This window comes from Agromyces seonyuensis, from assembly GCF_009789225.1.
GTDB lineage: Bacteria > Actinomycetota > Actinomycetes > Actinomycetales > Microbacteriaceae > Agromyces > Agromyces seonyuensis.
Window position 1 is genome coordinate 65,515 of record NZ_WSTA01000002.1, and the last position, 20,645, is coordinate 86,159.

At 72.1% G+C, this 20,645-nt stretch carries 17 protein-coding genes; 10 read left to right on the forward strand and 7 right to left on the reverse strand.

What is annotated here, in order from left to right; genetic code table 11:
- From GB864_RS01010 to GB864_RS01025, 4 genes are read left to right on the forward strand one after another with little or no spacing between them, the layout of a single operon-like run.
- The gene (locus GB864_RS01010) at positions 1-942 is read left to right on the forward strand and encodes a carbohydrate ABC transporter permease (protein ID WP_160422418.1); all 942 of its coding nucleotides are present in this window, start codon (positions 1-3) and stop codon (positions 940-942) included.
- Positions 939-1,769 (forward strand): carbohydrate ABC transporter permease, encoded by an 831-nt coding sequence (locus GB864_RS01015; RefSeq protein ID WP_160422419.1) that lies wholly within the window; start codon positions 939-941, stop codon positions 1,767-1,769. Before GB864_RS01010 ends, GB864_RS01015 begins: the two co-directional genes overlap by 4 nt.
- On the forward strand, positions 1,766-3,880 hold the full coding sequence (locus GB864_RS01020) for an alpha-L-rhamnosidase-related protein (RefSeq protein WP_160422420.1): 2,115 nt from the start codon (positions 1,766-1,768) through the stop codon (positions 3,878-3,880). The genes GB864_RS01015 and GB864_RS01020 overlap by 4 nt, the downstream gene beginning before the upstream one ends.
- 40 nt (positions 3,881-3,920) lie before the next feature.
- Positions 3,921-4,409 carry a MarR family transcriptional regulator gene (locus GB864_RS01025; RefSeq protein ID WP_160422421.1) on the forward strand — a complete coding sequence of 163 codons (489 nt, stop codon included), beginning with the start codon at positions 3,921-3,923 and terminating at the stop codon, positions 4,407-4,409.
- A gap of 83 nt (positions 4,410-4,492) precedes the next feature.
- Here the strand turns inward: GB864_RS01025 and GB864_RS01030 are convergent, their stop codons facing one another.
- From GB864_RS01030 to GB864_RS01045, 4 genes are all read right to left on the reverse strand, one after another.
- The gene (locus GB864_RS01030) at positions 4,493-5,956 is read right to left on the reverse strand and encodes an MFS transporter (protein ID WP_160422422.1); all 1,464 of its coding nucleotides are present in this window, start codon (positions 5,954-5,956) and stop codon (positions 4,493-4,495) included.
- 29 nt (positions 5,957-5,985) lie between these two features.
- Positions 5,986-7,353 carry an aspartate aminotransferase family protein gene (locus GB864_RS01035; protein WP_160422423.1) on the reverse strand — a complete coding sequence of 456 codons (1,368 nt, stop codon included), beginning with the start codon at positions 7,351-7,353 and terminating at the stop codon, positions 5,986-5,988.
- A 104-nt stretch (positions 7,354-7,457) separates the two neighbouring features.
- Positions 7,458-9,128 carry an amidohydrolase gene (locus tag GB864_RS01040; RefSeq protein ID WP_160422424.1) on the reverse strand — a complete coding sequence of 557 codons (1,671 nt, stop codon included), beginning with the start codon at positions 9,126-9,128 and terminating at the stop codon, positions 7,458-7,460.
- A gap of 339 nt (positions 9,129-9,467) precedes the next feature.
- Positions 9,468-10,196, reverse strand: coding sequence for an SDR family NAD(P)-dependent oxidoreductase (locus tag GB864_RS01045; RefSeq protein WP_160422425.1), 729 nt, complete (start codon positions 10,194-10,196; stop codon positions 9,468-9,470).
- 258 nt (positions 10,197-10,454) lie between these two features.
- Here GB864_RS01045 and GB864_RS01050 point away from each other — a divergent pair, with 258 nt between their 5' ends.
- Positions 10,455-11,177 carry a sulfite exporter TauE/SafE family protein gene (locus GB864_RS01050; RefSeq protein WP_160422426.1) on the forward strand — a complete coding sequence of 241 codons (723 nt, stop codon included), beginning with the start codon at positions 10,455-10,457 and terminating at the stop codon, positions 11,175-11,177.
- The gene (gene pdxR / locus GB864_RS01055) at positions 11,174-12,739 is read left to right on the forward strand and encodes a MocR-like pyridoxine biosynthesis transcription factor PdxR (protein ID WP_336603830.1); all 1,566 of its coding nucleotides are present in this window, start codon (positions 11,174-11,176) and stop codon (positions 12,737-12,739) included. The genes GB864_RS01050 and pdxR overlap by 4 nt, the downstream gene beginning before the upstream one ends.
- A gap of 9 nt (positions 12,740-12,748) precedes the next feature.
- Here the strand turns inward: pdxR and GB864_RS01060 are convergent, their stop codons facing one another.
- A complete protein-coding gene (locus GB864_RS01060; RefSeq protein WP_160422427.1) occupies positions 12,749-13,363 on the reverse strand; it encodes a TetR family transcriptional regulator in 615 nt (204 codons plus the stop codon).
- A gap of 161 nt (positions 13,364-13,524) precedes the next feature.
- Between GB864_RS01060 and GB864_RS01065 the strand changes: the two genes are divergently transcribed.
- Both GB864_RS01065 and GB864_RS01070 read left to right on the forward strand, forming a co-directional pair.
- On the forward strand, positions 13,525-14,934 hold the full coding sequence (locus GB864_RS01065; RefSeq protein WP_160422428.1) for an MFS transporter: 1,410 nt from the start codon (positions 13,525-13,527) through the stop codon (positions 14,932-14,934).
- 31 nt (positions 14,935-14,965) lie between these two features.
- Positions 14,966-15,703, forward strand: coding sequence for a tyrosine-protein phosphatase (locus GB864_RS01070; protein ID WP_160422429.1), 738 nt, complete (start codon positions 14,966-14,968; stop codon positions 15,701-15,703).
- 28 nt (positions 15,704-15,731) lie between these two features.
- On the opposite strand, the gene GB864_RS01075 is transcribed toward GB864_RS01070, so the two are convergent.
- Complete coding sequence (locus GB864_RS01075; RefSeq protein ID WP_160422430.1) at positions 15,732-16,325, reverse strand: TetR/AcrR family transcriptional regulator; 594 nt, start codon at positions 16,323-16,325, stop codon at positions 15,732-15,734.
- A 119-nt stretch (positions 16,326-16,444) separates the two neighbouring features.
- On the opposite strand from GB864_RS01075, the gene GB864_RS01080 reads away from it, so the two are divergent.
- Positions 16,445-19,024: an MMPL family transporter gene (locus tag GB864_RS01080; protein ID WP_160422431.1), complete on the forward strand. Its 2,580-nt coding sequence runs from the start codon at positions 16,445-16,447 to the stop codon at positions 19,022-19,024.
- A 177-nt stretch (positions 19,025-19,201) separates the two neighbouring features.
- On the opposite strand, the gene GB864_RS01085 is transcribed toward GB864_RS01080, so the two are convergent.
- Positions 19,202-19,888: a YdeI/OmpD-associated family protein gene (locus GB864_RS01085; protein ID WP_160422432.1), complete on the reverse strand. Its 687-nt coding sequence runs from the start codon at positions 19,886-19,888 to the stop codon at positions 19,202-19,204.
- A 96-nt stretch (positions 19,889-19,984) separates the two neighbouring features.
- On the opposite strand from GB864_RS01085, the gene GB864_RS01090 reads away from it, so the two are divergent.
- A complete protein-coding gene (locus GB864_RS01090) occupies positions 19,985-20,584 on the forward strand; it encodes a TetR/AcrR family transcriptional regulator (RefSeq protein ID WP_160422433.1) in 600 nt (199 codons plus the stop codon).
- Positions 20,585-20,645 lie beyond the last annotated feature (61 nt).

Here is a 20,645-nt window from a genome sequence, read left to right on the forward strand (position 1 = left end):
ATGAGCACCGCAACGGCCCCGCGCCGCCAAACCGAGTCCCCGGGCGCCGCGCCCGGCGGCACAGCCCGGCCGCCGCGCCGCCGCAAGACGCACAGCCCCTACCCGACCTGGTTCCATCTGCCGGCCGGCGTGTTCTACGTGGTGCTGTTCCTCATCCCCACGATCGCGTCGTTCTACTTCTCCCTGACGCGCTGGACGCTGTTCGACGTCGAGTTCATCGGCTTCGACAACTACGTCCGGTTCTTCCAGGAGCAGCAGCTCATCCAGAGCTTCGTCAACACGTTCGTCTACGCGTTCCTGACGAGCGGTGCGAAGGTCGTCCTCGGCCTGCTCCTCGGCGTCTTCCTCAGCTCGCAGATCATCGGCCGCGGCTTCCTCCGCTCGGTCGTGTTCTTCCCCGTCCTCGTCAGCACCATCGGCGTGGGCATCCTCTTCGAGGTGCTCCTCGACCCGTTCGACGGTCCCGTCAATGAGACCCTCGCGATCTTCGGCATCGAGGGACCCGGCTGGCTCACCGACCCGAACCTCGCGCTCTTCTCGGTCGCGATGGTCGACATCTGGGCCGGCGTCGGCCTCGCGACGCTCATCTACATCGCCGGCATGGTCGCCATCCCGCAGGAGTACTTCGAGGCCGCCAAGATGGACGGCGCGAGCGCCTGGCACTCGTTCCGGCACATCACGCTGCCGCTGCTGCAGCCCGCGACCGTGACGGTCGTGCTGCTCTCCCTCATCGGCGGCCTGCGCCGCTTCGACCTCATCTGGACGATGACGGGCGGCGGCCCCGGCTTCTCGAGCGACGTGCTCGCGTCCGTCGTCTACAAGCAGTACCAGGCCGGCTTCTTCGGCCTCTCCACCGCCGGCAACGTCGTGCTCTTCCTCGTGGTCGCGGCGATCATCTTCCCGCTGTCCTGGTGGCTCAACCGAAAGGCGGACGACCGATGACCAACCGCGTCTGGAAGTGGGGCGCCGGCTCCGTCGCGATCGTCGTCGCGCTGGCCGTCTTCATCGTGCCCTTCGCCTTCATCGTCTTCACCGCGGGCAAGTCGCAGTCCGAGGCGGCCGCCCTGGAGTTCAACCTCCCGACGGAGTGGCACCTGTTCGAGAACATCGCCACGGTGCTCTCGAACCGGGACAACCTGCTCGTCACCGCGTTCGTGAACAGTGTCATCGTCACCGTGGCCGCGGTGGCCATCATGGTCGTGCTGGGCGCGATGGTCGGCTACGTGCTCCAGCGGCGCAAGTCGCGCTGGAACCCGCTCATCAACGCCTTCGTGCTCGCCGGGCTCATCATCCCGCCGGCCGTCGTGCCGACGATCTGGACGCTCCAGGGGCTCGGGCTCTTCAAGACGGTCGCGGGCCTCGTCGCCGTGCACGTCGCGTTCGGCCTGTCCTTCTGCATCCTGCTCTTCCGGTCGTTCGTCGCGACCATCCCGCGCGAGCTCGACGAGGCGGCCGTCATCGACGGCGCGGGCCCCATCTCCCTGTTCTTCAAGGTGATCTTCCCGCTGCTGCGCTCGGTCATCGTGACGGTGATCGTCGTACAGGCGGTGACGGTCTTCAACGACTTCACGTACGCGCTGTACTTCTTGCCCGGCGACGAGAACGCGACGGTGCAGCTGACGACGTTCAACTACATCTCGCAGTCGGTCAGCGCGCACAACCTGCTCTTCACGAACGTGCTGCTCATCACGATCCCGCCGCTCATCATGTACATCTTCTTCCAGAGGCAGATCGTGGCAGGCATGACCTCGGGCGCCGTGAAGGGATGACGACGATCTCCGGTGCACCCCGCGGTGCCGACCGGATCCGACGATGGGCCGGGGAGCGTTCACCGCAGCCCTACGAGGACGCCCTGGTCGTCTCGCCACCCTCGGACTCGTCGTGGGTCTACGGTCCCGGACAGTACGAGGCGGCCCTGCTCGCGCGGATCGTCTCCGACGGCCACGCGGTCAACCGGCACGTCGACTACCCGGCCAACTTCGCACCGGTCGCCGCCGCCGTCCGACTCGCAGCCACCGCGACGGCCGGCGGCGTGCTCGAGCTGCGCGTGGCGGGACGCGTCGTCGCGATCGAGGTCGACGGAGCACCGCTCGACCTCGACCCGTCCGAGGTCGCGGCGGGGAGCATCCGCGCAGTGCTCTCCGCAGCCGGGGCGGTGCTCTGCGCGACGATCGAGGCGGGCGACGGTACGGCCCCCGCGCTCGCCGTCGCCGCCTCGGCGCCGGTCGCCGACTGGCTCGGCAGTCTCGACGACGGCGCGAGCTGGCAGCCCGCCGCGGTCCGCCCCGGCGGCCGGGACGCCCCCCACCTCCGACCGGTCGGTTCCGTCTCCCTGACGGCCGCCTGGGCGGGGTGCGACGGCACCGGGGCCGTGCGGGTCTTCGACGTCGGCGCCCCGCTGCTCGGGCGCCCGGTGCTGCCCGCCGGGCCACGGCCCACGATCGGCACGGGCGAGAGCGTCGAGGAGGCGCTCGCCGACCCGGCCCGGCAGGAGTCCCGCCACGAGGTCGAGCAGCTTCCCGACGGCAAGTGGACGACCGTGCACGAGCTGGGCTTCCGGTACGTCGCCGTGCGGGGTGCCGACATCGAGGCCGTGTCGGTCGAGGCATCCGTCGCCGTCGTCGACCGTCCGGGCGCGTTCGCCTGCTCCGACGAGACGCTCACGCGCATCTGGGCCGCCGCCTCGTACACGCTCCGGGCCTGCACGCAGGGGCTCGTCCTCGACGGCATCAAACGGGACCGCATGCCCTGGGCGGGCGACCAGGCCCTCAGCATCCTCGCCAACGCGTTCGCGCTCGGCCTCGGTGGCACCGCCGCCGACGGGCTCGTCGCGCTCGGTCAACCCGTCGACGGCTACGTGAACGGCATCGCGGATTACTCGCTGTGGTGGGTCATCAGCGCCGAGTACCGGCTGCGTTGCTTCGGCGACCTCGGCTTCGCCGCCCGCGAGGCCGAGCACCTGGACGCCTTCGTCGCCGAGCTGGCCACGCACGCCGGCATCGACGGCGTCCTGCGCACGTCGACGCAGTTCGGGGGCTTCCCCGGTGCGGGGGCCGGATCGGTGTTCCTCGACTGGCATCTGGAACTCGATCAGGGGCGCGACGCCGTCGCCCTGCAGATGCTGTGGCTGCTCGCACTCCGGAGCGCCGCGCAGGTGCTCGAGGCCGTGGGCCGGGGCGACGCCGCCGCCCGTTGGAGGGTGCTGGCCGACCGCACCGAGTCGACGCTGCGGACCCGGGCCTGGATGTCCGAGGAAGGGCGCTGGTCGGACTACGTCGACGGCCGCGGTCGTGGCCGCGTCGGCGGGTACGCGAACTTCCTCGCCGTGCTCGCCGGTCTGCACGATGGTACGCCGGTGCCCGATGGCGTGGTCGCCGCCGTCTTGGACGCCACGACCGGTACCCCGTTCATGTCGGCGATGCGCCTGCGCGCCCTCGCCGGCGCCGGGCGGATGGCCGAGATGCTGGGCGAGATCCGCAGCGAGTGGGGACGGATGCTCGAACTCGGTCCCGGGACCTTCTGGGAGGAGGCGGGCACCGACGAGCCCCTCGCCATGTACGGGCGGCCGTTCGGCCGCAGCCGTTGCCATGCCTGGGCCTCCGGCCCGGCCGCGGTGCTGCCGGAGGCGGTGCTGGGCCTCAGATCGCTCGCACCGGGTTGGACGAGGTTCGAGGTGCGCCCCGAACTCGCGGAGCTGGAATGGGCGAGCGCCGTCGTGCCGGTGCCGACGGGCGACCTCGTCGTCGTCGCGGACGCGGTGAGCGTCCGGGTCGAGGTGCCGGCGGGTTGCGTGCTCGTGCGCGACGGGCGCGAAGTGCCGGGACCGGCGAGCGTGGAATGGTGGCTGACGGCCGACGCCGAGGCCGCTCCGATCGCCTGACGACGCTCGGCCGGGGCATCCGGGGCGGTACCGTCGTCCTGTGAGCGAGCGCGACGGGTCCGACGAGGTGGACCTCCTCATCGACGCCTGGTCGAGGCGGCTGCCCGAAGTCGACCTGACCCCGCTGGACGTGTGGTCGCGGCTGCGACGGGCCGCGCTGCGGCTCTCGAAGCTGCGCGCCGAGGCGTTCGCGAGCGCCGACCTCGCCTCGTGGGAGTTCGACGTGCTCGCCGCCCTGCGCCGGGCCGAGCCACCGCATCAGCTGAGCCCGGCCCAGCTCATCGCCGCGACGATGATCGGCAGCGCCGCGATGACGAACCGGCTTGACAACCTCCAGCAGCGCGGCCTCGTCGACCGCGTGCCGAACCTCGGCGACCGGCGCAGCATCTTCGTGCGCATCGCCCCCGAGGGCATCGAGCGCGTCGATGCCGCGATGACGCAGCTCGCGCGTTCCGAGGCCGAGGCGCTGGACGGACTCGGCCGGGACGACCAGGCGGCGCTCTCCGAACTGCTGCGCCGGCTCGTCTGAGCGCAGCCCGTCCGAGTTCCACGGCGCGGCAGGGGAGCCGCGGGTCGCATGGACCCGCGGCTCCCGTCATCCGGATTCGGCGATCAGACCGCCTCGGCCGCCAGTTCCTCGGCCGCTTCCGACGACTCGGCCGTCGCCGGCTTCGTCTCACGGGGCAGGCGCAGCACGAGCGCCGCGCTGATGAGGCAGAGCCCGATGCAGACGCCCCAGACCGTGGCGTAGCCGGCGAAGGACGTGACCGGCGCGGTGCCCTCGGCCCCGCTGCCGTCGATGACGAAGGCGGCGAGAACCGTCGAGAAGAGGGCGCCGGCCACGGCGCCCGCCGCGGTCCGCGCGGTGTTGTACAGGCCCGAGACGGTCGCGACCGCATCCGGGGCTGCGCGGTTCACGACGATCGCCGGGAGGACCGAGATCATCGCGCCCATCCCGAACCCGCCGATCGCGACCCACACGATGAAGAGCGCGGTGACGCCGGGAACGAGGATCATGAGGGCGTAGGAGAGGGCGCTGAGCAGTGACGCGAGCAGCATCGCCCCGCGCGGGGTGATCGCGCGGGCGAGCCGGTCGCCGAATGCGGAACCGACGAAGCCCATCAGGCCCATCGCGCCGAGCGCGAGCCCGGCCTGGGCCGCGGAGAGCCCGAGGCCGAAGCCGTACTCCGCCGGGTCGATCCGGACGTAGATCGCGGCCAGGCTGCCCGCGCCGAGCGCCTGCATCGCGAAGACCGAGCCGATGACGACCGGGAGGCCGATGCCGCCGCCCGTGAGCAGCGAGAGGTCGATGAACGGGTCCGGGATGCGCCGCTCCACGATCACCCAGACGGCGAGGATCACGACGCCGGCCGCGATGAGCCCCCAGGCCGTGAGGTTGCCCCATCCCGACCCGGCCGCGAGCGAGATGCCGCCGAGCAGGCCGGCCGCACCGAGGCCGAGGAGGAAGACGCCCGCCCAGTCGATGCGGCCGGCGCTGCGGATCGTCGTCTCCGGGACGACGATCGCGATCAGCACGAGGCAGGCGGCCAGGTAGATCGCCGGCACCGAGAGGGTGAGTTCGAGGCTCCCCGTCGCGCCGAAGAGCGCGCCGGAGGCCAACGTGCCGACGATGGCGCCGATCGCCAGGGAGGCGATGAGCTGGCCGATGCTCTTGCCCACGAGCTCGGGGGAGCGCTGCCGGACGATCGCGAACTCGAGGGGCAGGAACGTCACGAGCGCCCCCTGGAGGACGCGGCCGGCGAGCAGCACGCCGAAGTTCGGCGCGAACGCGACGACGAGCGAGCCGACCGCGGTGATCCCGATGGCGACGAGCAGCAGCTTCTTGTGACCGTGCCGGTCGGCGAGCTTCGTCAGGAGCGGGACGAAGAGCACGGAGGAGAGCAGGTATGCGACGGCGACGAGGTTCAGCAGCGCCGCGCCGACCCCGTACTTCTCGCCGATGCTCGTCAGCAGGGGCGAGTACCAGCCCTGCACCAGACCGCTGCCGAGTTCGGCGGCGACGAGGAGCCCGACGGCCCCGCCGCCCGCGGTACGGGCGGCTCGTGTGTCGTTCATGATGGTTCCCTTCCTGACTGCGTTGGTGTTCAGCCGACGAGCACGGGCTCGGCTCGGAGGACGGCGGCATCGGCGACGCTGAGCGCGTCGTCGAGGATGGCGAGGCCCTCGCGAGCCTCGTCGTCGCTGAGGTTGCACGGGGGCACGACGTGGATGCGGTGGTACTGGTTGAAGAGCAGCAGCCCGGCGTCGCGGGCGGCGGCGAGCACGCCGTTCACCGCGGGCGAGGCGCCGCCGTAGGGCGCGAGGGGCTCCTTGGTCTCCCGGTCGGCGACGAGCTCGAGCGCCCAGAACACGCCGAGGCCGCGCACGTCGCCGATCGAGGGGTGCCGTTCGGCGAGCTCGCGGAGGCCGGGGCCGAGCACCTCGGAGCCGACGCGCGCCGCGTTCGCGACGACCTCCTCGTCGTGCATCGCGAGGATCGTCTCGACGGCGGCCGCCGCCGCGAGCGGGTGACCGGAGTAGGTCAGACCGCCCGGATAGGCGCGCTCGTCGAACGTGGCCGCGATGTCGTCGTGGATGACGACGCCGCCCATCGGCACGTACCCGGAGTTGACGCCCTTGGCGAAGGTGATGAGGTCGGGCGTGACGCCGTAGTGGTCGACCGCGAACCAGGAGCCGGTGCGGCCGAAGCCCGACATGACCTCGTCGCAGATCATCACGATGCCGAAGCGGTCGCAGAGCTCGCGCACTCCGGCGAGGTAGCCGGCCGGCGGCGGCATGATGCCGGAGGTGCCGGGCACGGACTCGAGCACGATGGCGGCGACCGTGGCGGGGCCTTCGAAGAGGATCGTCTGCTCGAGGTGGGCGAGGGCGCGCTCGCACTCCTCCTGCTCCGTCGTCGCGTGGAACACGCTGCGGTAGAGGAACGGGCCGAAGAAGTGCACCGTGCCCGCCGGCGCGAACTCGTTCGGCCAGCGACGCGGGTCGCCGGTGACCTGGATCGCCGTCGCGGTGGCGCCGTGGTACGAGCGGTAGGCCGACATGATCTTCGTGCGGCCCGTGTGCAGGCGCGCCATGCGGATCGCGTTCTCCACGGCCTCGGCGCCGCCGTTGGTGAAGAACACCTTGTTCATCCCCTCGGGCGCGACGTCGACGATGAGCTTCGCGGCGAGCGAGCGGCGGTCGTTGGCGTGGGCGGGGGCGATCGTGCAGAGCACGTCGGCCTGCGCCTTGATCGCCGCGACGACGCGAGGATGCTGGTGGCCGATGTTCGTGTAGACGAGCTGCGACGAGAAGTCGAGGTAGCGCTTGCCGTCGGCGTCCCACAGGTAGCTGCCCTCGCCGCCGGCGATGACGATCGGGTCGAGGGCCTTCTGCGCCGACCAGGAGTGGAAGACGTGGGCGCGGTCGAGTTCGTACGCGGTGCGCCCGGAGGCGTCGGCGGGGATGGGCATGGCGATGGTTCCTTTCGAGGGGTCGGCGGCGCGCGGCGCGGCCGGCCTGCGGTGCTGGGTCGTGCGGTGCTGGGTCGTGCGGTGCGGGATGCTGCGGCTCCGCGTCAGACGCGGGCGGCGATGGGCGCCGGGTGGTGGATGCCGCCGACGACGGTGCCGAGGACGCCGATCTCGCGCAGTTCCTTCGCTTCGGCGACGTCGAGGGGGTCGCGTTCGAGCACCGCGAAGTCGGCGAACTTGCCGGGGACGATGGAGCCGACGAGGTGGTCGAGCTTCAGCAGGTAGGCGGGCCCGATGGTGACGGCTTCGAGGGCCTCGTACACCGAGATGCGCTCCTCGTCGCCCCACGAGCGGCCGGTCGGGGTGCGGCGCTCCGCTGCGTAGGAGGCGGTCGCCATCGGGTCGAGCGGGGTGACCGGGGTGTCGCAGTGCAGCGCGACCTTCACGCCGGCGTCGAGGGCGGTGCGCGCGGCGTTCATCCGCTTGACGCGGTCGGGGCCGACGGTGGAGTCGATGTGCTGGTCGCCCCAGTACCAGATGTGGTTGCTGAAGATGTTCGCGCCCATGCCGAGCTCGGCCATCCGCCGGTACTGGGCACGCGTCGTCAGCTGCGAGTGGGTGACCGTGTGGCGGTGGTTCCAGCGCGGCGTCTCGGAGAGCACCGTCTCGACGGCGTCGAGGAAGACCTCGGTGGCCTCGTCGCCGTTGCAGTGGACGTGGATGTTCAGCCCCGCGGCGTGGAATGCGCGCACCTGGTCGCGGAAGGTCTCGGCGTCGGTGTTCCAGATGCCGTTGTCGTGTCCGCAGACGTAACCCGGGTTCGAGAGCTTCGCGGTGTGCTGCTGGATCGATCCGTCGAGCATGAGCTTCACGGTGCCGAGGTGGAGCTTCGCCGTGGCCCGGTGCTGGGAGGCGGCCACGACCCCCGCGAGCTGCCGGGCCTCCTCGAGGGACGTCGTCATGCCGCCGAAGGTCGCCGGGACGAGTCGGAGGGCGAAGTCCTCGCGCGACGTGACGTCGACGAGCAGGTCGGCGCCGCCGGGGCGGACGAGGTCGAAACTGGCGAGGTCGGTCGCGGTCGTCACGCCGTGGTTGCGGGCGTCGGCTGCGAACGCGTACATGCCGGCCTCGGTGGTGAGACCGGCTGCGAGGTCGATGCCGGCGTGGGCCATGACCGGCCCCATCGCGTGCATCTCCTGCAGTTCCCCGGTGGGAAGCCCGTCGGCGTCGAGGACGACGCCCTCGATCTCGGTGCCGGCGCCGTAGCCGGCGCGCTCGAGCAGGAACGAGTTCGCGGTGCCGACGTGCCCGCTCGCATGGTTGACGAAGATGCCGCGGGTGGTGCTGATGGAGTCCAGGACGTGACGGGTGAGTTCCTCGCCGGGGAAGAAGAGCAGGTCCAGGCCGCGGGCGAGCAGGACTTCGCCCGCCGGCAGTTCGGCGTCCCAGACCCGCAGGGCGTCGAGGACGCCTTGCCAGGTCTGCGCGCCCGGCAGCGGCGTGCCGTCGGGCGCGGTGCGCGGGAAGTAGCCGAGATACTGGGGGTGGTTCATGAACTCGCCGCCGATGTGCGAGTGCGCTTCGACGAAGCCGGGCGCCAGTACCAGCTCGGCGTAGCGGCTGTCGACGCTCGCGCCGGGATAGGTCGAAGCGAGCACGTCGACGTCGCCGACGGCGAGGATGCGGTCGCCGCGCACGGCGACGGCCTCGGCGGTCGGGACCGCCGCGTCCATCGTGCGGACGAGGCGGGCGGGGTAGATGACGACTTCGCTCATTGCGGACGCTCCTCGGGTGCTGCTCGGTGCGGTTCGGGTGGTGCGGGGTGGTGCGGGGGTGGTGCGGCGGGGCGGCGATGCGCCGTTCCCGGGTGCTCTCGATGCTCCCGGTCGTCGTGGCAGGCGGTAAGCGCCAATGGTTCGGCACAGTTCCAGACCACCGTTTACGTCCACGTCACACGGCGCCGCGGGCGGCAACATGGGCTCGCGGGCCCGAAACATGCGCGTCATCCGGCGACCTCGGTGCACCAGACGCGGGCGCCGCCCGGACGGCGCGCCGCCCGGACGCGACGATGCCCGCGGATCGAGGATCCGCGGGCATCGTGATCGGGGGTGCGCTCAGACGCGGTGCACGACCTGCGCCGACGTCTGGTCGCGCGCCAGCATCAGGATCTGGTCGATGTTGACGTGCGCGGGCCGCGAGGCCACCCAGCCGATCGCGTCGGCGATGTCGTCGGCCGTCATCGGCGTCATGCCCTGGTAGACGGCCTTGGCCTTCGATTCGTCGCCGCCGAAGCGCACGAGCGCGAACTCCGTCTCGACGAGGCCCGGGTCGATCTCGGTGACCCGCACCGGCTGGCCGAGCAGCTCGATCCGCAGCACCCGCGTGAGGGCCGCGACGGCGTGCTTGGCGGCGTTGTAGCCGCCGCCGCCCCGGTAGGGCTCGCGGGCCGCGATCGAGCCGATGTTGATGACGACGCCGTCGCCGGAGGCGACGAGCGCCGGCAGCAGCGCGCGGATCATCCGCAGCGTGCCGAGCACGTTGCTCTCGAACATCGCCTGCCATTCGGCGTCGGAAGACTCTGCGATGGATGCCGCGCCGAGGGCGCCCCCGGCGTTGTTGACGAGCAGATCGCACCGTTCGAGCGCCGCGGCGAAGGCGTCCACCGATGCCTGGTCGGTGACGTCGAGGGGGATGGCGCGCGCGCCGATCTCCGCGGCGAGGGCCTCGAGTCGGTCGATCCGGCGGGCGCCGATCACGACGTCCCAGCCCTGCGCCGCGAGCACCCGCGCGGTCGCGGCGCCGATCCCGCTCGAGGCGCCGGTCACGACTGCGGTCCGTCCCATGTTCTGCTCCTACTCCGGTCCGCGCATCGTTCGGCGCGGGCCGCATCCAGGTTCGCCGCGACTGTCCGGGATGCGGGAGGTCCAGTGGTCGCGATGTCGCCGGAGCCACCGTGTTTCGGCCGCGTGACGGTGTTTCGGGCTGGTGTCGACTGTCCCGCGATCGCGTCGCCCGGTGGTGCTGCATCGTCGGCGCGGTGCCCGCGAGCATGGTCGAATGCCCACCCCGTCCCGCTGCCGTGCGCAGCCCGAGGCCCGGCGATGACCTCGCTCCTGGCCGGCGCCGTCGTCGTGCTCGCCACGATCGTCCAGCGTCTGACGGGCATGGGGTTCGGCGTCGTCGCCGTGCCGCTGCTCGCACTCGTCGCCCCGGCGTACGGGATCTTCTCGGTGCTCGTGCTCACGATCGCCGTGATGGCGATCGCGGCCTGGGTCGAACGCGACGCCCTGGACGCCCGCTCGCTCGCCATCGCCTCGGCGGCGTCGCTGCCCGGCATCGCGCTCGGCACCGTGCTCGCGAGCCGGCTCCCGCTCGCGGCGACGCACTTCGCGATCGGCGCGATCGTCATCGCCGGATCGGCGGCGTCGCTCGCGGGCTGGCGGATCGCGCCGGGGCGACCGAGCCTCGTCGCGGGCGCCGTCGCCGCGGGCGTCCTGACGCCCATCGCCGCACTCCCGGGGCCGCCGATGGCTCTCGTCTACCGCCCCGAGGACGTCCGCCGGATGCGTGCGACACTCTCGGCGTTCTTCGCCGTCGGCTCGATCGTGGCCGCGGTGACGGCGCTCGCGGCCGGCGTCGCCGACCCCGTCGCCGAGTCGGGGCGGGCGGCCGTGCTCGTGCCGGCGATCCTCCTCGGGGTTATCCTGGCCGTGCCCCTCGTCCGCCGGCTCCACCGCCGGGTCGTGCAATCGGCGGCTCTGCTGCTCTCCCTCTGCTCGGGAGCGGCGCTCCTCATCCGGGCCATCGCAGAGTCCGCGACGTGATCGGGCGGGCCGCCCTGGAGACGCACATGCCGAACAGCTCGATCGAGCCGCCCGAGTTCGACGCGACGCGGGCGCGGCAGTATCTGGACCCCGAGAGCAAGGAGGCGCTCTTCCAGCAGGTGCGGCGCTTCCTCGAGCAGTCGCTGCTCGAAGGCCGATTCCGTGCGAATCGGCCGCTCCCGTCCTCGCGGCACCTCGCGGGCGTGCTCGGCGTCTCGCGCAACACGGTCAACGCGGCCTACCAGGAGCTCGTCGCGCTCGGACTCGTCGAGTCGAGGCCGCGCAGCGGGCTGTATCCGATCGCGCAGCCGGCACTGGAGCCTCGTGCGATCCGCGGCCTGCAGCCGACGCCGCGCACCGCACCGGTGACGACGGTGCCGACGCGGCAGGTCGACTGGGCGGCGAAGCTGCCGACTCCGCGCGACGCCGACCTGCCCCACGCGGCGGCGCACGCCGACTGGACGCGCTACCCGTTCCCGTTCCTGCCGGGGCAGCCCGAGCTGCGGACCTTCCCGGCGCGCGGCTGGCTCCGGGCGCTCAATACCGCGCTCGCGGGCCCGCATCTCGCTGCGAGCGTGCGGGACGCCGTGGACGACGACGACGAGCTGCTCGTCGACGCCATCCGCCGCGAGATCCTGCCCCCGCGCGGCATCTCGGTGGGCTCGGAGGAGATCATCGTCACCTCGGGGGCGCAGCAGGCGCTCACGCTACTGGCCGAGCTGCTCGTGCAGGAGGGCACGGCGGTCGCGGTCGAGAACCCGGGCTATGTCGACGCGTGGCACATCTTCCGTCGGGCGGGCGCCGAGCTGATCCCGCGAACGGTCGATGCTCAGGGCGCCCGCCGGGACGAGGACGGCTCTCCGACGCCGTCGCTCGTCTACGTGACGCCGAGCCATCAGCATCCGACGAACGTCACGCTCTCCTACCCGCGGCGGGCCGCCCTGCTGCGCGAGGCGCAACTGCACGACCAGCTCGTGATCGAGGACGACTACGACTCCGAGGTGCGCTTCAAGGGCCGGCCGACGCCGAGCCTGAAGTCCCTCGACCGTACGGGTCGAGTCGTCTACGTCGGCACGTTCTCGAAGTTCGTCGCTCCGGGCATCCGGCTCGGCTTCGTCGTCGCCGACGCCGCGCTCATCGCGGCGCTGCGCGAACGCCGCCGGTACGCGACGAAGCATCCGCCGGGCCATCTCCAGCGGGCCCTCGGCCTGTTCATCGAGTCGGGCGAGTACCACCGCTCGCTGCGCCAGCACCGGCGCCACCTCGCCCGCAAGTGGGAGGTGCTGACGGCCTCGCTCGAGGAGCACCTGCCGTTCCCGCTCGACCCGCCGGCCGCCGGCGGCTTGAGCGTCTGGGTCGGCGGGCCGCCGGAGTTCGACGGCACCCGGGTCACGGAGCTCGCGCGCGAGCGGGGCGTGCTGGTCGACGCGGGCGAGCGCTTCTACCTCGCCGACCCCGAACGCCGCCACGTGCGCATCGGGTTCAACTCCATCGCGCTCGAGGCGATCCCACGGGGGATCGAGATCCTGGGCGGAGCGATCCGGGACCAGCTCGCCGAGTGAACCGGCGGCTCAACCGGCGGTCCGCACGGCCCGCCCGACGCTGCGTCGCACCGCCGCCGCGAACGTCGCCGCGAGATCCATCCCGTCGGGGAGGATGAGCCACTCGGCGCGCAGCCCGTGGTGCAGGGCGATGAGTTCGCGGGCGAGCTGGATCGGCTCGACGCCCGGGGCGAGTTCGTCGGAGAACCTCGCGAGGACGGCCGTCATCTGCTCGAGCGCGACGCGCTGCTTGTCGACGTGCAGGTCGTGGAACGGGTGCCCGGCGAGGGCGAGTTCGCCGGCGAGCGTCGCCTGGAAGCGCACGAGCTCCGGATGCTCCAGGCTCCGCCGCTCCGCCTCGACGAGCATCTCCGCGAAGTCGGCGAGGCTCGCGGGCTCGTGGTCGAAGGCCGAGCGCAGGTCGTCCTCGCGGCGTTCGACGACGGCGAGGAAGAGTCCCGACTTGCTGCCGAAGTGGTGCAGGAGCCCGGCATCCGTGAGGCCCGCGTCGCGCGCGATCGCGGCGACGGACGCGCCGCGGTAGCCGAGCCGCGTGAAGTGATCGACGGCCGCGGCGATCGCGCGCTCCCGGCGGTCGTCGCCGGCTCGGTTCGGGCGGGTTCGGACGGCGGATGCGGTGCTCACGGCTCCAGTGTGACCCGGCCTGCGCCCTCGCCACGCGTTCGTCGGTCGTCGTTCGCTTAGCGTTCACTAGGTTTTTCGGATCGGTTCGCGCTCGGGCGCTGGAGTGTCCTCGCCCGACCCGGAACCGCCGGCACGGGCATCCTGCGAAAGGACCCCGTCCCGTGACCGAAGCCGCGCCCCCGGCCGCCCCGACCGCCGCCGTCAAGACGCGCGTGATCTACCAGATCACCGCCGTCGAGTTCGTGGTCTACGCGGCGCAGATCGCCCCCATGGCGATCCTCATGTCGCTCAAGATGATCGAGCTCGACCCGGCCATGGGCAAGGAGTTCGCGCTCTCGATCGCGACGGCCGCCGGCGCCCTCGCCCAGCTCGTGTGCACGCCGATCTTCGGCCACCTCTCCGACCGCACGGTCGGCCGCTTCGGCCGCCGTCGCCCGTGGATCGTCGGCGGCGTGCTGCTCGGCTCGCCGCTCATCGTCGTCGCCGCGCTCGCCGGCGACCTCGTCACGTTCACCGTGTGCTGGACGCTCGCGAACCTCGGGTACGCGGCCACGCTCGCCGCCCTCTACGGCATGATCGGCGACCGCATCCCCGACGCGCAGCGGGCCAAGGCCTCCGGCATCTTCGGGGCGGGTGCCTTCGCCGGCCTCATCCCCGCGATCATCATCGCGACGGCGCTCAAGAGCCACCTCGTGCTCGCCTTCAGCATCCTGCCGATCGTCGCGATCGTCGTCGTGCTCGCCCTGGCCCCCTTCCTCACCGACCAGCCCGTCACCCGCGCGCAGGTCGGCCGCCCCGACCTCCGCAGCGTCGCCGCCTCCCTCGTGTTCGACCCCCGCGCCGTGCCCCAGTTCGCCTGGGTGTGGCTCCAGCGCTTCGTCGTGCAGTTCGGCTACATGCTGATGGGCTCGTTCGGCCTCTACTACCTGCTCACGCGCATGGAACTCGACACTGCGACCGCGACGAACCTCAGCGGCGTCACCGCGCTGCTCGTCGGCGTGCTCAGCATCGTCGCCGCCGCGGTCTGCGGCGTCTGGGCCGGCCGCCGCGGGAACTACGGCCCGTTCGTCGTGACGGCCGTGCTCCTGCTCGCGATCGCGTGCCTCATCAAGGCGTTCACCGCCGGCATCGTGTTCTTCTTCCTCGCCAACGCGCTCGCGGGCTTCGCCCTCGGCTGCTACTACGCCGTCGACCTCGCCCTCGTGCTGCGCATCGTGCCCGCCGCCGAGTCGGGCCGCTACCTCGGCGCCTTCGTCATGGCGAAGAAGCTGCCCGAGTCGCTCGCCCCCGCCCTCGCGCCGTTCCTGCTGCTCATCGGCGGCAACACCGACCCGTTCACGGGCGGCACCGGCAACTACCTCGCGCTCTACCTCGTCGGCGGCGTGCTCGTGCTCGCCTCCCTGCTCCCGCTTCGTCGCATCACCGCGCTGCGCGCGCCCCTGCCGGGATCGAGCTCGGCGGATGCCGCGACGGCCGCCGCTGCGGCGGCGACCCCGACCACGACCCCCGACGCGCTCGCTGCGCCCGCCGGCACCGCCCCGGACGAGCGCGAATCCGCGCTCTCGCACTGAGCGCGCAGCCAGAACTGGAAGGATCACCCCCATGACCGACACCGCAGACGTCACCCGCATCGACGTGCCCGGCACGCACAACTTCCGCGAGGTCGCGCCCGAGGGCGTCCGCCCCGGCCGGCTGTTCCGCTCCGACGCGATCGGGCAGCTCGGGGAGGCGGGCCGCGCGGCCGTCGCCGACCTCGGCATCCGCCGCGTCATCGACCTGCGCACGCCCGAGGAGTCCGCCCTCACCCCCGACGACCTCGAGGGCACGGGCATCGAGGTCGTCGCGAACCCGCTCTTCAGCGGCTCGATCGGCTCGATGCTCGGCGGCCCGATCTCGCTCGGCGACCTCTACCTCATGATGGTCGGCCAGTCCGGGGCGGCCATCGCGGCCGCGCTCGGCGAGATCGCGGATGCCGACGGCGGCGTGCTCGTGCACTGCACCGCGGGCAAGGACCGCACGGGCGTCGTCGTCGCCCTCGCGCTCGCGGTCGCGGGCGTCGACCGCGAGACGATCCTGACCGACTACGAGGCGACCGCGGGCTTCCTCGCGGGGGAGTGGGCGGAGCGGATGCTCGCGGGCGTGCGCGCCCACGGCGTCGAGCCGACGCCCGACCTCGTCGAGCTCATCACCGGCAGCCCGCGCGCCGCGCTCGAGTCCGTGTTCGCGTCGATCGACGAGCACGGCGGGCTCGGGGCCTACCTCGACCAGTCGGGTTTCGACGCCGACGCCCGCGCCCGCCTGCGCGCGGCGCTGCAGGACGGCGCCGGCACCGCGGCCTGAGCCGGTCGCTCCGGCGCCGCCGACGTCCTCAAGACGTCGGCGGCGCCGGGCGCGGTCCGAGGACGAGCGCGACGAGCGCGGCGGCGTAGCCGGGTTCGGCGGGCACGCGGTTGAGGGCGCGGAACATGAGCGGCCCGATGAGGCCCTCGGGCACGAGGTCGAGCCGCAGGTCGGCGCGGATCTCGCCGGAGTCCGCCGCGGCGCGGAGCCGGTCGGCGAACAGCGCCGGTTCGGCGATGCCGTCGCGCAACCGCTGGCCCACCGTCTCGTCGGCCGAGGAGGCGGCGAGCAGGGAGCGGAACAGCCCTTGCGCCGACGGGCTCTCGAGGAGGCCGACGACGGTGTCGAGCCACGTGGTGATGTCGGCGCGGAGGTCGCCCGAGTCGGGCAGCACCCGCAGGTCGACCGGCAGCAGCATCCCCTCGAGGAGGCAGTCGGCGATGAGGGCGCTCTTGCCGGGCCACCACCGGTACACGGTCTGTTTGGCCACTCCCGCTTGCGCGGCGATGCCCTCGATGCTCAAGTGGTCGTAGCCGCGCTCGGCGAAGAGGGTGGCGGTCGCCTCGAGGATCGCAAGCCGTGCGGCTTCGTTGCGCACCGCTCCCCGACGTCGTTCGGCCATCTTCACATTCTACGTCCAGTCAACGAGACGCACCGTTGCGTATTCTTGGCGTCGCAGCGAAGCGGCCGACGCGGCGACCCCCGCTGCGCGGCGGGCTGCTGAGCATCAGGGAGCGGATTTTGGCCGAGTTGTTGTATCGCCTGGGGAAGTTCTCCGCGCGGCGGGCCTGGACGGTGATCATCGCCTGGATCGTCGTCCTCGGCATCGCCGTCGGCGGGTTCCTCATCGGGTTCAAGGGGCTCGCGACGAGCTTCGACATCCCCGGCACGGCCTCCGGCGAGGTCACGGACGAACTCGCGGAGGAACTGCCCGACTACGCGGGCGCCGCGGGCACGGTCGTCTTCCAGACCGACGACGGCTCGGCCTTCACCGACGAGCAGCGCGCCGCGATCAGCGACCTCGCCGCCGGCGCGGAGGATCTCGACGGCGTGGCATCCGTCGTCGACCCGTTCGACGCGCAGCAGCAGCTCGCCGACCAGACCCAGCAGCTCGCCGACGGCCGCACGCAGATCGAGGCCGCCGAGCAGCAACTCGCCGACGGACAGGCGCAGCTCGACGCGGCGACGCAGCAGGCGGCCGACGGCCAGGCGCAGCTCGACGCCGCGCAGGCGCAGCTCGACGCCGCCCGTCAGCAGCTCGAGGCCGCCGGCATGCCGACGACGCAGCTCGACGCGCAGCAGGCGCAGCTCGACGCGCAGCAGGCCCAGCTCGACGCCGGCGACGACCAGATCGCCGAGCAGCAGGCGAAGCTCGACGAGGGCCGGACGGAGCTCGACGCGCAGGCCCAGCAGCTCGAGCAGGGTGCGGAGCTCGCGGGCCTCGCCGAGGGCATCGGCGTCGTCTCGGAGGACGGCTCCACGGCCCTCGTGAACGTCGGCTACGACGTGCCCATGCTCGAACTCGAGCAGTCGACGAAGGACGCGACCATCGAGTACTTCGAGTCCGAGCCGATCGACGGCGTCTCGGTGTCGTTCTCCACGACGATCGCGCAGGAAGTGCCGGCGGTCGTCGGCGTCGGCGAGATCGTCGGCGTCGTCTTCGCCGCGATCGTGCTGCTCGTCATGCTCGGCTCGGCCCTCGCCGCATCGCTGCCGCTCGTCACCGCGCTCTTCGGCGTGGGCGTCGGCGCGCTCGGCGCGCTCTCGTTCTCGGGCGTCGTCGACATGGCCTCGGTCACCCCGGTGCTCGGCATCATGCTCGGCCTCGCGGTCGGCATCGACTACTCGCTCTTCATCATCAACCGGCATCGCAAGCAGCTGCTCGAGGGCGCCGAGCTGCGCGAGTCGGTCGGCCTCGCCAACGGCACCGCGGGCAACGCGGTCGCGTTCGCCGGCGCGACCGTCATCATCGCCCTCCTCGCGCTCAACGTCACGGGGGTGCCGTTCCTCGGCCTCATGGGCACCGTCGGCGCGTTCAGCGTGCTCATCGCGGTGCTCATCGCGCTCACCGCGACCCCGGCGCTCCTCGGCCTCGCCGGCATGCGCATCCTCGGCAAGCGCGCCCGCGCGAAGGTCGGCCAGGTCCACCACGAGGACGTCAAGGCGAAGCCGATGTCGACGTGGCGCGCGATCGTCACGGTCCTCGCGGCCTCCGCGGCCCTGCTCGTGGTCGCGATCCCCGCCCTCGACATGCGGCTCGGTCTGCCCGACGGCGGCTCGGAGTCCGAGGAGTCGACGGCGCACCAGTCGTTCGTCATCACCGAGGAGCAGTTCGGCGCCGGAGCGAACGGTCCGCTCCTCGTCGTCGCCGACGTGCCCGCGGGGCTCGACGACGACGACGTCATCTCGACGCAGCTCGAGATCGCGCAGACGATCTCCGATCAGGGCGGCGTCGTCGCCGTCGCGCCGATCGCGACGAACGACGACAACACGGTCATGGCGTTCCAGGTCGTGCCGGAGGAGGGGCCGAACAGCATCTCGACCGAGCAGCTCGTGCGCGACCTGCGCGGCCTCGGCGAGCTCGACGGCGGCATCACGCTCGGCGTCGCCGGTCAGGCCGCGATCAACATCGACATCTCGCAGAACCTCGCCGACGTGCTGCCGATCTACCTCGTCGTCGTGGTCGGCCTGTCGCTGCTCATCATGATCCTGGTGTTCCGCTCCCTGCTCGTGCCGATCATCGCGACGGGCGGGTTCGTCCTGTCCCTGTTCGCGACCTACGGCGCGGTGACCGCGGTCTTCCAGTGGGGCTGGGGCGCCGACTTCCTCGGCATCCAGGCGGGCCCGATCCTGAGCTTCCTGCCGGTCATCCTCGTCGGCATCCTCTTCGGACTCGCGATGGACTACCAGCTCTTCCTCGCCTCCGGCATGCGGGAGGCGTACGTCCACGGCGCTCCGGCGCGGCTGGCGGTCGCGAAGGGCTTCCGGGCGGGGCGCTCCGTCGTGACGGCGGCGGCGCTCATCATGATCTCGGTGTTCGGCGGCTTCATCTTCGCCGAGTCGGTCATGATCCGCTCGATCGGGTTCGGCCTCGCCTTCGGCGTGCTCGCGGATGCCTTCGTGGTGCGGATGCTCCTCATGCCCGCGCTCATGCACCTGCTCGGCAAGTCGGCGTGGTGGATCCCGAAGTGGCTCGACAAGGTCATGCCGAACGTCGACGTGGAAGGCGCCGCCCTCGAGCGGGCGCACCACGCCGCGCCGGCCGCCGCAGAGGATGCGCAGGTCGGGACGGCGGAGGCCGCGCCCGCGCGAGTGGAGTAGTCCGCAGTCCGTCGGTCGAGGAGCGACGAAGGAGCAGATCGAGACCCCGGAGGTCGACTCGCGGGGTCTCGATACGCTTCGCTACTCGACCTGCGGGGGCTCGATACGCTTCGCTACTCGACCTGCGGGGGCTCGATGCGCTTCGCTACTCGACCTGCGGGGCGTCGATACGCTTCGTTACTCGACCTGCGGGGCCGCGGCGGGGCCGTGCGCCTCGCGCGCCGCGGCCGCGGCGCGCTCGACCCACTTCGGCGTCGTGCCGTAGCGCTGCGGCGGGATGAGACGGCCGCCGGCGCTGTCGTCGATGAGCTGCACGAGGCGTCGCTCGCGCGTGGCCTCCTGCTTGGCCTGCGTGATCCAGTGCTCGACGGTGCGGCGGTAGGTCGGGGTCGACTCGTTCAGGAAGGCCGTCGCGGCCGGGTGCGCGGCGATGCGCGCGGCGTACTCGGGCGGGAACCCGGCGCCGGTGTGCTCGAAGGAGTAGACGCCGCTGCGCTCGGGCTTGCGACGCTCGAAGGCCGCGAGGCCGGCCGGATGCATGAGGCCGGCGGCGGTGAGCCGTTCGACGTGGGCGATGTTGATGTTCGACCACACGCTCGTGGACTTGCGCGGGGTCCAGCGCTGGCGACGTGCATCCTCGTCGATGCGCTGGGACACGGAGTCGATCCAGCCGAAGCAGAGGGCCTCGGGCACGGCGAGCTCCCACGTGAGGCCGCGATCGGGAACGTGCTTCTTGTAGAGCCCCATCCAGAGTTCGGTCGCGGTCTCGTGGTTGGCCTCGAGCCAGGCGCGGAACTCGGCCGCGTCGGCGAAGAAGCGCGCGGGCCGTTCTGCGGAGCCGCCGGGAGTGCCGATCTCGGTCATGTTCCCGAGTCTGCCCGTCTGCGCCGACATCGCGGCAGGCACGACCTCGAGCATCCGAATTTGCACTCGGTCTATCGAAGTGCAATCATGCACTTCATGGTCGAGAGTGCAACCGGACTCCGCGAGTCGCGTCGCGTCGAGACGACTCGCGCCCTCAAAGCCGCCGCCCGGCGGCGCACGCTCGAGCACGGGCTCGCCGGCTTCACCGTCGAAGAGGTCTGCGAGGACGCCGGCGTCTCCCGGCGCACGTTCTTCAACTACTTCGCCAGCAAGGAGCTCGCCGTCGTCGGCATCCCGCTGCGCGACGACGCCGACGAGGTCGAAGCGGCCTTCGTCGAGGCCGGGCCGACCGGCCTTGGCACGATCATCGATGCGCTCGTCGAGCTCAACCTCCACCGTTGGGAGCAGCTCGGGCTCGGCGCAGCCGATGCGAGCGAGCTCCTCGCCCTCATCGACCGCGAGCCCAAGCTGCTCGGCGTCATGCTCCAGCAGCTCGACGCGGCCGAGCGCGGCGACATCGTGCTCGTCGAACGGCGCGAGCGGCTGGTGAGCGGCGATCTCAGGGCCGCGGCCGCCGTGCACGTCGTCGGCGGTCTGCTGCGGCTCACGAACGAAGAGGTCTTCGCGACCGACGCCGACGATTTCGCGACGATCATCCGCCGCCGTCTCGCCGCGGTGCGCGAGCTGTTCGCCTGACACCGCCACGGCGAGCGCCCCCGGCCGTCGCCGTACCGCCCGAGTCCCACCCCCACGCTCC

Bases quoted from the DNA above. Each gene is read 5' to 3' on its own strand.
- GB864_RS01040 (WP_160422424.1), bottom strand. From the start codon at position 9,128: ATGAGCGAAGTCGTCATCTACCCCGCCCGCCTCGTCCGCACGATGGAC.
- GB864_RS01015 (WP_160422419.1), top strand. From the start codon at position 939: ATGACCAACCGCGTCTGGAAGTGGGGCGCCGGCTCCGTCGCGATCGTC.
- GB864_RS01045 (WP_160422425.1), bottom strand. From the start codon at position 10,196: ATGGGACGGACCGCAGTCGTGACCGGCGCCTCGAGCGGGATCGGCGCC.
- GB864_RS01070 (WP_160422429.1), top strand. From the start codon at position 14,966: ATGACCGACACCGCAGACGTCACCCGCATCGACGTGCCCGGCACGCAC.
- GB864_RS01090 (WP_160422433.1), top strand. From the start codon at position 19,985: ATGGTCGAGAGTGCAACCGGACTCCGCGAGTCGCGTCGCGTCGAGACG.
- GB864_RS01075 (WP_160422430.1), bottom strand. From the start codon at position 16,325: ATGGCCGAACGACGTCGGGGAGCGGTGCGCAACGAAGCCGCACGGCTT.
- GB864_RS01030 (WP_160422422.1), bottom strand. From the start codon at position 5,956: ATGAACGACACACGAGCCGCCCGTACCGCGGGCGGCGGGGCCGTCGGG.
- GB864_RS01010 (WP_160422418.1), top strand. From the start codon at position 1: ATGAGCACCGCAACGGCCCCGCGCCGCCAAACCGAGTCCCCGGGCGCC.
- GB864_RS01035 (WP_160422423.1), bottom strand. From the start codon at position 7,353: ATGCCCATCCCCGCCGACGCCTCCGGGCGCACCGCGTACGAACTCGAC.
- GB864_RS01020 (WP_160422420.1), top strand. From the start codon at position 1,766: ATGACGACGATCTCCGGTGCACCCCGCGGTGCCGACCGGATCCGACGA.
- GB864_RS01050 (WP_160422426.1), top strand. From the start codon at position 10,455: ATGACCTCGCTCCTGGCCGGCGCCGTCGTCGTGCTCGCCACGATCGTC.
- GB864_RS01085 (WP_160422432.1), bottom strand. From the start codon at position 19,888: ATGACCGAGATCGGCACTCCCGGCGGCTCCGCAGAACGGCCCGCGCGC.